At 71.0% G+C, this 11,388-nt stretch carries 11 protein-coding genes and 1 pseudogene; 5 read left to right on the plus strand and 7 right to left on the minus strand.

The genetic code is table 11. From position 1 onward, the window contains the following. From ACFI33_RS11200 to ACFI33_RS11225, 6 genes and pseudogenes are all read right to left on the minus strand, one after another. A pseudogene (locus ACFI33_RS11200) lies at window positions 1–117 on the minus strand (Cd(II)/Pb(II)-sensing metalloregulatory transcriptional regulator CmtR); the annotation flags it as partial. 199 nt (window positions 118–316) lie between these two features. Then, window positions 317–1,225, minus strand: coding sequence for a cation diffusion facilitator family transporter (locus ACFI33_RS11205; RefSeq protein WP_078025634.1), 909 nt, complete (start codon window positions 1,223–1,225; stop codon window positions 317–319). A gap of 35 nt (window positions 1,226–1,260) precedes the next feature. Further along, complete coding sequence (locus ACFI33_RS11210) at window positions 1,261–1,647, minus strand: ArsR/SmtB family transcription factor (RefSeq protein WP_036334883.1); 387 nt, start codon at window positions 1,645–1,647, stop codon at window positions 1,261–1,263. A 55-nt stretch (window positions 1,648–1,702) separates the two neighbouring features. Continuing rightward, on the minus strand, window positions 1,703–2,365 hold the full coding sequence (locus tag ACFI33_RS11215; RefSeq protein ID WP_002856944.1) for a vitamin K epoxide reductase family protein: 663 nt from the start codon (window positions 2,363–2,365) through the stop codon (window positions 1,703–1,705). A 41-nt stretch (window positions 2,366–2,406) separates the two neighbouring features. Continuing rightward, complete coding sequence (locus tag ACFI33_RS11220; RefSeq protein WP_002856942.1) at window positions 2,407–3,153, minus strand: DsbA family protein; 747 nt, start codon at window positions 3,151–3,153, stop codon at window positions 2,407–2,409. 48 nt (window positions 3,154–3,201) lie between these two features. After that, window positions 3,202–3,951 (minus strand): cytochrome c biogenesis CcdA family protein, encoded by a 750-nt coding sequence (locus ACFI33_RS11225; protein ID WP_002856941.1) that lies wholly within the window; start codon window positions 3,949–3,951, stop codon window positions 3,202–3,204. A gap of 153 nt (window positions 3,952–4,104) precedes the next feature. Here ACFI33_RS11225 and cmtR point away from each other — a divergent pair, with 153 nt between their 5' ends. The 4 genes from cmtR (at window position 4,105) to ACFI33_RS11245 (ending at window position 8,518) form a co-directional block, all read left to right on the plus strand. Continuing rightward, window positions 4,105–4,467, plus strand: a complete 363-nt coding sequence (gene cmtR / locus ACFI33_RS11230; RefSeq protein WP_002856933.1) for a Cd(II)/Pb(II)-sensing metalloregulatory transcriptional regulator CmtR — start codon at window positions 4,105–4,107, stop codon at window positions 4,465–4,467. After that, on the plus strand, window positions 4,464–6,413 hold the full coding sequence (locus ACFI33_RS11235) for a heavy metal translocating P-type ATPase (protein ID WP_196773857.1): 1,950 nt from the start codon (window positions 4,464–4,466) through the stop codon (window positions 6,411–6,413). The genes cmtR and ACFI33_RS11235 overlap by 4 nt, the downstream gene beginning before the upstream one ends. Before the next feature lie 180 nt (window positions 6,414–6,593). Continuing rightward, entirely contained in the window at window positions 6,594–7,067 is a 474-nt protein-coding gene (locus ACFI33_RS11240) for a signal peptidase II (RefSeq protein WP_231119439.1), read from the plus strand. Between the two features lie 236 nt (window positions 7,068–7,303). Then, window positions 7,304–8,518, plus strand: a complete 1,215-nt coding sequence (locus ACFI33_RS11245) for a cytochrome P450 (RefSeq protein WP_158183611.1) — start codon at window positions 7,304–7,306, stop codon at window positions 8,516–8,518. A gap of 375 nt (window positions 8,519–8,893) precedes the next feature. Here ACFI33_RS11245 and ACFI33_RS11250 read toward each other — a convergent pair whose 3' ends face one another. Next, on the minus strand, window positions 8,894–10,261 hold the full coding sequence (locus ACFI33_RS11250; protein WP_002854330.1) for a coenzyme F390 synthetase: 1,368 nt from the start codon (window positions 10,259–10,261) through the stop codon (window positions 8,894–8,896). Between the two features lie 270 nt (window positions 10,262–10,531). On the opposite strand from ACFI33_RS11250, the gene ACFI33_RS11255 reads away from it, so the two are divergent. Next, a complete protein-coding gene (locus tag ACFI33_RS11255; protein WP_036334220.1) occupies window positions 10,532–11,113 on the plus strand; it encodes a class I SAM-dependent methyltransferase in 582 nt (193 codons plus the stop codon). The last annotated feature ends 275 nt before the right edge of the window (window positions 11,114–11,388 follow it).

The following is an 11,388-nucleotide window of genomic DNA, read 5'->3' on the forward strand; positions in this document are numbered from 1 at the left end:
CTCCGCCGGGTAAGCGGGATGGTCGAGCAGGGTCAAGATGATCCGGGATCGAGTGGGGTCGGCCAGTGCACGACCCAGGCGGTTCATCACGTCGAGACGCGAAGCAATAGTCATCATGGACTGAACTATACAACGCGCACTGAATACTCGGTCACAGGCGTCAGCCCAGATGGCATGCCCGTAAGGGGATCCAGGACCGGGCCCCGAAGGCGGCGGCCAGCCCGGCCAGGTACAGGGCCAGGGCGAGGGCGGCGGTGGTGGCGGTCATGCGGGTCCCCTCGGGATCGTGCGCTGTGCTCCCCGACCCCGACGGGGGTCAGTGGTGGGTGGGGTGTTCGTGATGGGCGTGGGCGGCGGGTTCGAGTTGGAAGGTGGAGTGGTCGACCCCGACGTCGAAGTGCTCGGCGACGCAGTGCTGGAGCTGGTCCAGGATCTGAGGGGCGTGCCCGTCGTGGAAGCAGGAGTCCTCCACGACGATGTGGGCGCTGAGCACGGGCACCCCGGTGGCGATCTGGGAGGCGTGCAGGTCGTGCACGGACACCACGTGCGGCAGCGCCTGGAGGTGAGTCCGCACTTCGGCCAGATCCAGGCCTCGGGGGGTGGATTCGAGCAGGATCCGGGTGGTCTCGCCCAGGATCTTCAGGGTGCGCGGGACGATGAGCACGGCGATGAGCATCCCGGCCACGGCATCGGCCCGGGTCCAGCCGGTGGCGGCGATGACCAGGGCGCTGGCGATCACCGCGACCGAGCCCAGCGCGTCGTTGAGGACCTCCAGGAACGCGGCGCGCATGTTCAGGTTGGCCCCGCGGCCGGAGCCGAGCACGGCCAGCGAGGCGAGGTTGCCGACCAGGCCCAGGATCCCGAAGGCCAGCAGGGGCCCGGAGGCGACCTCGGGTGGGGCGAACAGGCGCTGCAGGCCCTCGATGAAGGCGTAGGTGCCCACGGCCAGCAGGACCGCGGCCTGGGCCAGGGCGGCCAGCACCTCGGCCCGCAGGAACCCCCAGGTGCGCCGGGTGGTGGGCGGGCGGGCCATCAGGGTGGCCGCCAGCAGGGCCATCAACAGCCCGCCGGCGTCGGTGAGCATGTGCGCGGCGTCCACCAGCAGGGCCAGGCTGCCGGTGAGCACCGCGCCGACCACCTCGGCCAGCAGCACCGCCGTGGTGATGCCGAAGGCGATCGCCAGCCGCCCGCGGTGCCCCGTCGGGGCATGGTGGTGGGATCCCATGACCGGGACCTCCTTTCCGGGGGAAGCGGTAGGCGTCAGTGCCCGGCGTCGTGCGGGAGGGCGCCGGTCGCAGCGGGGCCGGAGTGCGGGCAGAGCTCGACGGCGTGCCCGGTGACCGTCAGCAGCCGTTCGGCGGCGGCCAACACCTCCAGCAGCTCGGGTTCGGCGGCCAGGGAGTACAGCGAGGCCCGGCCCACCGGCCGGGAGGACACCAGTCCGCAGCCGGTCAGGCAGGCCAGGTGCGCGCTGACCGTGGACTGGGCCAGCCCGAGGTGCTCAGTCAGCTCGCGCACCTTGTGCTCCCCGGTGGCCAGGTGGCGCAGGATCGCCAGCCGGGTGGGGTCGGAGAACCCGTGGAACAGGGCCGCGGCCGGCCCCAGGCCCGCCGTCGGGGACACCCCCGGCTCTTTAATCATCGTCATGTGACGATGATAGCGCCTGTTGTCGATAGTGACGAGGTGGTGCCCCCGGGCGCGGTCAGAGGCCGGTGAAGGCGGGCAGGAACTGGACGAAGACGGAGCCGGCGACGGCGACGTAGGCGACGGCGATGAGGGTCCCGGCCCAGCCGGTCGCGAACCGGACCACCCCGGGCGGGGCGGGGATCACGCCGTGGGCCAGGTTGCGGGCGGTGAGCAGGATGAACAGCGGGATCATGGCCGCCCAGACGATCATGCAGTACAGGCACAGGATGTAGATCTCGTACAGGGCCTGGAACCACAGCCAGGCCACGAACCCCATCCCCAGGGTGACCCCGGCCTGCAACCCGGCCCAGTACCCGCGGCCGGGCCGGGCCCCGGAGAGCACCACCATCGCGGTGGCGATCACCACGGCGAAGGCCACGATCCCGATCAGCGGGTTCGGGAAGCCGAACAGCTCGGACTGCCAGGTGCCCATCACCCGCCCGCAGGACACCCACGGGTTGATGTCACAGCTGGTGGTGTGACCGGGGTTCTCGTACAGGGCCAGGCGCTCGAGGACCAGGATCGCCGAGGCGACCCAGCCGACCACCCCGGTGACCAGCAGCACCACACCGAACGGGCGGTGCCGGGCAGCCACCGGCATCCCCGCCTCCTCGGAGGCCGGCCCGGTGTCGACCCGGTGCTCGATGGGATGGTCCGTGGGGATCGTGGGGGTGGTCATGGGCGATTCGGCGCCGGGGGCAGGCGTGCGCACGGGGCGGCTCAGTTGCTCGCGGCCGCGTCGACCTCGGCGCGGAACTGCTCGAGCGTGTTCAGCGTGAGCACCTGCCCGTCCAGGAAGAAGGTCGGGGTGCCCTGCACGCCCAGGGCGACCCCGTCGGCCACGTCGGCCTCGATGCGGGCGCGGGTGGCCGGGTCGGCCACCGCCTTGTCGTAGGCGGTCATGTCCAGGCCCAGGTCCTCGGCGTAGCCGCGGAACACCGGGCTGCGGTCCTGACCGGTGTGGCTCCACTGCTCCTGGGTGTCGAACATCTTCTGGTACATCGCCTCGTACGCCCCCTGCTGGGCGGCGGCCTCCACGGCCACGGCCGCGGTCATCGAGTTCGGGTGCCCCGGCAGCGGGAAGTACCGGTGCACGAAGGTCACCGTGTCGGCGTACTCGGCACGCAGTTCCTCCACGACCGGGTGGGCGGCCTTGCAGCCCTCGCACTCGAAGTCCAGGAACTCCACCAGCACGGCCTTCTCGTTCGGGGCCTGGGAGAGCACCCGGCTGTCGGGGCGCACCACCGGTGCGGCCTCCGAGGCCGCGGTCTGGCCGGTCCCGGAAGACGCGGCCTGGCCGGCCTGCGCCGGGGCAGCCTCCGGGGTGGACGGGGCCCGGGCGGCGAAAAAGGCCACCACCCCGGCCAGCACCAGGGCAGCCAGCACGACCCAGACGATGATCTTGGCCCGGCGCTGCCGGTTCGGGGCGGAGGCGGCCTTGGCCGGGGTGGGGTCGGTGGAAGTCACGATCGGTCCAATCCGTGGGGTCGGGAGTCAGGGGCAGGGCAGGGAGGGTTAGACGGGGGTGGTGAAGGTGCCGGCGAGGTTCTGCAGCTGGTAGATCCACAGGGTCCAGATCCCGGTGACCATCAGGACCCCGACCAGCACCAGCAGGATCCCGCCGATGATATTAAAGGCCCGGATGTGGCGGCGGACGAAGCCCAGGGTGCGGGTGACCCAGTCCAGGCCCATCGCCACCAGGACGAAGGGGATCCCCAGCCCGAGGCAGTAGAGGAAACCCAGCAGGGCCCCGCGCCAGGGGTCCCCGGTGGTGGTGCTCAACGCCAGCACGGCACTGAGGGTGGGCCCCATGCACGGAGTCCACCCCAGGCCGAAGACCACTCCGAGCAGCGGGGCCCCGACGATCCCGGTCTTGGGTTGGAAGGACATCCGCCGGGTGTTCTGCAAGAAGGGCAGCCAGCCAATGAGGACCAGGCCCATCAGGACCACGAACACCCCCAGGGCCCGGATCAGCGCGTCCTGCCATTGCAGCAGCCACCCGCCGATCACCCCGAAGGCGGCCCCGTAGAAAGTGAAGACCGCGGCGAAGCCCAGGATGAACAGTCCCACCCCAGTCATCACCCGGCGCCGATTGTCCGCCCGCCGCGGGTCGGCCAGCCCGGAGACATAGCCCAGGTAGCCGGGCACCAGTGGAAGGATGCACGGGGAGAGGAAGGACACCAGTCCGGCGATCGCGGCGAGCGGCATCGCGACCAGCAGCGCCCCGGACTGGACCATCTCGGCGAAGAACCCACCCAGACTCATGCCCGCCCTCCCCGACCCCGGTAGGGGCGATACGGGCAGGCGCGGCGGCAACGGGCAGTCACGGAGAGTCCTCACAGGGTCAACGGGTCGGGGCCAGCCGGTCCGGGCGAAACCCCCGCAAGACACTACAGCACAGGCTGTATAGTTCACCGTATGCTGACGATTGCGACACGGTTAGACGTGATGAACCGGCTGGGTCGGGCGATGGCCGACCCCACCCGGTCCCGTATCCTGCTGAACCTGCTGGAGGGCCCCGGGTACCCGGCCGAACTGGCCCAGGCCCTGGGGCTGACCCGATCGAACGTGTCCAACCACCTGGCTTGCCTGCGGGACTGCGGGATCGTGGCCGCCGAACACCAGGGCCGCCGCACCCGGTACGCGATCGTCGATGCGCACCTGGCCCGGGCGCTGAGCGCCCTGCTCGAGGTGACCCTCGCCGTGGATGCCTCCGCCCCCTGCCTGGACCCGGGCTGCCCGGTGCCCGGGTGCTGCGACACGGGGCAGGTGGCCTCATGAGTTCGGCCTGCGGCTGCGAGGCCCCGACCCCCGGTGCACCCGAGGAGCCCGAAGAGCACCGGCCGTGGTGGCGGGATGCGGCCATCCTGCTCCCGGTGCTCTCCGGGGTGGCGTTTATCGCCGGGCTGGTCCTGGAATGGTCGGGGGCCGGTTTGGTGGCCACGGTGGTGTTCTGGGTCGGGCTGGTGCTGGGCGCCTGGACCTTCGTGCCCGGGGCGCTGCGCGGGCTGTTCACCCGGGGCCGGCTCGGGATCGGGCTGCTGATGACGATCAGCGCCATCGGCGCGGTGATCCTGGGCTACATCGAGGAGGCCGCCGCCCTGGCGTTCTTGTACTCCATCGCCGAGGCCCTGGAAGACAAGGCCATGGACCGGGCCCGGGCCGGGCTGCGCGCCCTGCTCAAGCTCGTGCCCGAGACCGCGACCATCCGCCAGGGTGGGGCCACGGTGCAGGTCGAGGCCAAGGACCTGCATCCCGGGCAGGTGCTCGTGGTCCGGCCCGGGGAACGCATCGCCACCGACGGGATCGTGCGTACCGGGCGCAGTTCCCTGGACACCTCGGCGATCACCGGCGAGTCCATCCCGGTCGAGGTCGGCCCGGGAGACACCGTCTCGGCCGGGTCGATCAACACCTCCGGGGCCCTGGAGATCGACGCCACCGCCGCCGGCACCGACAACTCCCTGACCACCATCGTGCACCTGGTCGAACAGGCCCAGACCGAGAAGGGCGCCCGGGCCCGCCTGGCCGACCGGATCGCGAAGCCCCTGGTGCCCGGGGTGCTCATCCTGGCCGTGCTCGTCGCGGCCCTCGGGTCCCTGCTCGGGGACCCGGAACTGTGGATCACCCGCGCCCTGGTGGTGTTGGTGGCCGCCTCGCCCTGCGCGCTGGCCATCGCGGTGCCGGTCACCGTGGTCTCGGCGATCGGCGCGGCCAGCCGGTTCGGGGTGGTCATCAAATCCGGGGCCGCCTTCGAGCGCCTCGGCGGGATCCGCCACCTGGCCGTGGACAAGACCGGGACCCTGACCCGCAACCAGCCCACCGTCACCGCCGTGCTCACCACCCCCGGCCTCACCGAGGACCAAGTGCTGGGCTGGGCCGCGGCACTGGAACAGCACAGCACCCACCCGTTGGCCGCGGCCATCACCGCCGCCACCCCGGACACGCCCGCGGCCGAGGGCGTCACCGAGACCGCCGGGCACGGGATCACCGGCCGCCTGGACGGGGCCACGATCACGGTCGGCAGCCCCCGCTGGCTGGCCCCCGGCCCCCTGGCGGCCCAGGTCCAGGGGCTGGAGGACCAGGGCATGACCGTGGTCATCATCCACCGCGACGGGGCGGTCGCCGGGGCCATCGGGGTCCGTGACGAACTGCGCCCTGAGGTCCCCACCGTCGTGACCACCCTGACCGGCCAGGGCATCGGCCTGACCATGCTCACCGGGGACAACGCCCGCACCGCCCGGGCGATCGCCGACCAGGCCGGCATCGACGACGTGCGCGCCGAGCTGCGCCCCGAGGACAAGGCCGCCGCCGTCGGTCAGCTGACCGGCACCCGGCCCACCGCGATGATCGGGGACGGCATCAACGACGCCCCCGCCCTGGCCGCCGCCGAGGTCGGCATCGCCATGGGCGCCACCGGCTCGGACGCGGCCATCGAGTCCGCGGACGTGGCCTTCACCGGTCACGATCTGCGCCTGATCCCCCAGGCCTTGGCCCACGCCCGCCGCGGCCGGGCCATCATGAACCAGAACATCGTCCTGTCGCTGCTGATCATCGGAGTGCTGCTGCCGTTGGCCATCACCGGCATGCTCGGCCTGGCCGCCGTGGTCCTGGTGCACGAGGTCGCCGAGGTCATCGTCATCGGCAACGGCCTGCGTGCGGCCACCACCCGACGCACCGCCCTGGAACCCCTCACCGACCGGCAAGCCCAACCCGCCACCACGGGATGAGCTCCTACCGTGCCTGCGGGACAGAGACGCCCAGGCCCGGTGAGACCCGACCTGTCCGGTCCATCCGGTACCTGCCAGCGATTTCACAGGTCGCGCCGGGGTCAGCAGATCCACTGAGGCGCCGGGAAACGGGCGCATCGCGAAAGGACACGAATGAACCACCGGCGCAGGTACCCCCTGGTGCTCTTGACCATTGCGACCGGGGCCGGCGTAGTGGTCCTGGACCAGGTGACCAAGTGGTGGGCGGAGAACAGCCTGTCCACGGGTGAGCGAGTCCCGGTCTTGGGTGACCTGCTCGGGCTTCAGTTGGCCTACAACCCCGGGGCGGCGTTCTCGTTGGGGGCCACCTCGACCTGGATCTTCACCGTCATCTCGGCGGTGGCGGTCGCCGCGGCGATCTGGTTCTCCCTCCGGGTCCGCACCGTGTCCTGGGCCCTTCTGGTCGGGTGCCTCGGCGGCGCGGTGACCTCCCACCTGGGCGACCGGCTCCTGCGCCCCCCGTCGTTCGGGCAAGGCCACGTGGTGGACTTCCTCGCATACGGGAACTGGTTCATCGGCAACGTCGCGGACATCTTCATCGTCGGCGGCGCAGCGGCCGCGGTCCTGCTGACCGCCACGAGCCCCGACCGGGACACCGCCGACACCCCGCAGTAAACGCCACCCGGACAACCCTGCCGCCTGCAGTGGCTGCAACCCCACGGCGCCAGCCCGCCGGCACCGGACGAGAGAACACGCTGGTCTTGGCGGGGGTGAGGCCGGTGTGACAGGTTGGTGGCATGCCTGGTGCGACGCCGATCGGCGATGAAGCAGAAGTGCCGACCCTGGGAGCGGTAGACCATCTCCGCGTTCTGACCCGGGTGCTCCTGGGCCCGGTGGTCAAGGGGCCGATCGTGCGCAGACCGGCAGCCGTCGGCCTGGCCGAACGCCTCGATGCCGATGCCGCCGGCGTCGCCGAAATGCAGCGCCTACGGTCCCGCTACGGCGCCGGCCCGGTCCAGCTGCGGATCCCCGGCCGCCGGATCGCGCTACTGCTGGATCCCGCTGATGTGCGCCGTGTTCTCAACGACAGCCCCACCCCCTTCTCGCCGGCCACGCTAGAAAAGCGCGGGGCGCTGAACCACTTCGAGCCGGCCGGCTCCCTCGTCTCGACCCCGCAGCAACGGCTCTCACGCCGACCGTTCAACGAGCAGATCCTAGAAACCCCGCGCCCCGTCCACAGTCATGCCGAGGCGATGAAGGCTGTCATCACCGAAGAGGTCTCCACGCTGGGCGGCCACGTGGACTTCACCGGCACCCTGGACTGGGAGTCCTTCGCGGTGATGTGGGCGCGCATGGTCCGGCGCATCGTGCTCGGCGCCAGCGCCCGCGACGACGACCAGGTCACCGACGACCTGCGCCGGTTGCGCGCCCGCGGCAACTTCTCCTACCTCATGCCGCAGAACCGCCGCCTGCGCGAGCGGTTCCTGCGCCGACTGCAGCACTACATCGAACTGGCCGAGCCCGGCAGTCTGGCCGCCCTGGTCGCGCAGACCCCGGCCCCCGACGAGGCCGTCCCCCACCAGCAGGTCCCGCAGTGGCTCTTCGCCTTCGACGCCGAGGCCTGGGCCACATTCCGGGCCCTGGCCCTGCTCACCAATCATCCAGGCGCCACCGGGACGGCACGCTCGGAGGTGGCCCACGCTCCCGATCTGCCGTTCCTGCGCGCCACCGTGCTGGAGTCCCTGCGGCTGTGGCCCACCACCCCCCTGATCCTGCGCGATAGCACCGCGACGACGCACTGGCGCAACGGGACCCTGCCGCCGGACACCGCGCTGGTCATCTACGCCCCGTTCTTCCACCGCGACGACCAGACCCTGCCCCAAGCCCACCGCTTCAGCCCCGAGCTGTGGCTTCAGGAGCGCGATGACAATGCCTGGCCGCTGGTGCCCTTCAGTGCCGGCCCCGGCATGTGCCCGGGCCGCAACGTGGTGCTGCTGACCTCGTCCCTGGTGCTGGGTGAATTGCTGCGCCAACACGACTTCACGGCCCAGGAACCGCTGGACACCGGCCAGCTGCCCGGCACGCTGAGCCCGTTCTCCTCGCACTTCACCGTGCGCCACGACTGAACTGGCACGTCGTCGAATCCCACCGCCCAGTGCCGGCGCCTGTGGTTCTTCGTCGGGCTTCAGTTCATCCCGTGAGAAGAACAAGGGCCGGCAGATCCGCTGCGGCGATCTGCCCGACCAGCGCCATCGAGTCGCGCGCCGCGGGTTCCTCCCGGCGGCGGGCCGACACGACGGGTCACCCGGCGGGAACCGGCACCGGCCGCCTTTGCGTTCCCCCTTCACCGACCGCAGGCCCGGCCGCCGGGGAAATACGCAGAGTGGACACCACCTCGTACCCCATGAGAGCGGCCGCCTCCAGGTCGGATTCGGCGGGGTGACCAGGGCGGGGTGTGCACGGGCTGCGCAGTTGCCAACGGCTTCGACAGTTACGGCCGGTCACGGAAGCGGGATGACCGCGCGGAACTTGCCACCCGGTGTGGGCTGTGGCGGCCCGTCGCCGCGGGCCACGGTGACGTGGCCGAGCCCGTGGTCCACCAGCAGGCGCCGGATCTCGGTGTGCACCGCTTGCCAGAGGCGTTCCGGGTCGGTTCCGGCCGAGAACTGCATCCGGACCTCGAGGTGTGTGGGGGCGGTGTGCACCAGTTGGACCAGCTCCACGCCGGGAACGCGGTCGACCCAGGCGGTCACGGTCAATGACGTGAGCACCACCGGCTCGCCGGCGGGAGTGTGGAAGGTGAGCAGGTCGGCGGTGCGGCCCCGCACCCGGATGGCGGGCAGCGGGTCCCCACACGGACAGGGATCGGGCCGGACGAAGACGGCGTCGCCGAGGTCGTAGCGCAGGATCGGCTGGACCTTGTTGGCGAGGTTGCTGAGCAAGGTGGTGTGCGAGGGTTGGCCGGGTGGGACCGGGCGGTGATCGGCGTCGACCGATTCCAGAAGCACCCAGTCGCTGTTGACGTGGAGCCACCCGTGCTGGCAGCTGTAGGTGAGGAAGGGGCACTCGGTGGCGGCGTAGCCCTGGCGGACCTTGGCGTTGAACGTCGCGGCGATCCTGTCGTACTCCCCCTCCGGCAGGGCCTCGGCGGAGAGCACGACCAGAGCCGGGTTGATGTGCAGACGGCCGGCGCGCTGCTCGGCGGCCAGTAGCGCGCCCATCGTGGCGTATGGGGCGAGGATGGCCGGGCGGAAGTCGTTGAGCCCGGCGACCAGCTGCGCCATGGGGGTGTGCACGCCGAACACCCCGATCCGGTCGCTGCCCCACCGGTTCTTGCGCAGCGCGGCGGCCGCGGCGGCGGAGGCGTAGTGGCCCCCGGTGGCGTTGACCATGGCGATGCGCCCGCCGCGGGCGAGCATCCGGAGCACATCGGCGGGAGTGAGCCACGTACCGAGTAACCGCGCCAACAGGGCGGTGGTCACCGCGAGGGACCGCTCGTCCCACAGGAAGATGCCCCGGGTGCCCGTGGTTCCGGAGGTGGTTCCCACCGTGTAGCGGCCGAGGAACTTCTCGCCCACCAGGGCAGGGTCCTCGACGAACGCCCGCGCGGCGGACAGGGTGACGGCCCGATCGGTCACCCAGTCATCGAAGTGGCGCATCAGCTCGGCCTTGCCCGTGACCGGCAACAGCACCGGATCCGTGAGCTGCTCGGGTAGGTGCTGGTAGAGCCGGCGATAGAAGGGCGACCGGGCACGGGCGAAGGAGACCATCTCGACAAGGCGCTCGTGCCGGCGCCGGTCGAGCCCCGCCCTGCCCTGGCGGTGGGCGGCGCGAGCATCGCACAGCAACCACAGGCGGCTTTCCGTCATGAACACTCCTTAGCGCTTTCATCAGCGGGACTCCGGTACGGGATCGCCGACCTCAGCCCCGCAGTCCGCGACCAGCGCGGGGAGGTCCAGAGTGAGCGCGAGGACGGCACACCACCAAGCGCGCCCGGCGGACCCCACCGCCACGGACGAAGGCGTTCCCAGCATGGCCTGTCCCCAACGCACCTGGCGGTCCTGGCCTTCCCCCCGATGGGGAGGCCGGATAGTGTCGGGGGCCCCGGCCCTGCAGATCGCCCATGCTGGAGATTGCCCATGCCCAAGATGTCCGGAATCGAAACGGCATTCTGCCGCAGTGCCCTCTGGGGACGTTTCGCCCGCGACATCATCGTGCCCTGGAGCCTTGGAGGGCAAGACCTCGGCGGCGACGTGCTCGAGCTTGGTGCTGGCAGCGGCCAGATGGCAGCAGCCCTGCTGCAGCGGTCCCCGGGGATGCGATTGACGCTGACCGACATCGATGAACGCATGGTCGCCACGGCACGCAGACGCTTCCCGACAAGCCCACGCCTGACGGTACAGCAGGCGGATTCCACGGCCCTTCCCTTCGCGGAATCTTCGTTCGACGTTGTGCTCAGCTTCCTGATGCTGCATCACGTGGTGAACTGGAAGGCGGCGGTAGCGGAAGCCGCTCGGGTGCTCAAGCCAGGGGGCATGCTGATCGGCTATGACCTGACGGCCTCCCCAACCGCCACATTGCTTCACCTGGTCGATCGATCACCTCACCAGCTCGTGGCCCCTGCCGACCTGGCTGCCACCGCGCGACATGTAGGCCTCGACGTCTCCATCCGTACCGGTTGGGCCGGCCACGTCATGCGATTCCTCGCACACAAGCACTAACTCCTACCGAGACTCGACAAGGCCAGCGGCGCCGCTTGGTGCCGAAGTCCAGGGAACACCCCTGCGACACCGGGTTGACGAACCTGGACTTCCTCGGGCCGGGCTTCTGCGCCATGGCCGCGGCGCTCGGTCCGCGGCCGAGCGTTCAGCGCTGCGGCCGGTCCGGATCCGCCTCCCGGCAGGGCTGGGCCTCACCGGTATGGTTCGCCGCTGCCCTACCCGGGGAGGCCGGCGTAGGAGTGCAGGCCCGGGAAGTAGATGTTGACGATGGTGAA

The organism is Micrococcus sp. PSi08 (genome assembly GCF_054960655.1).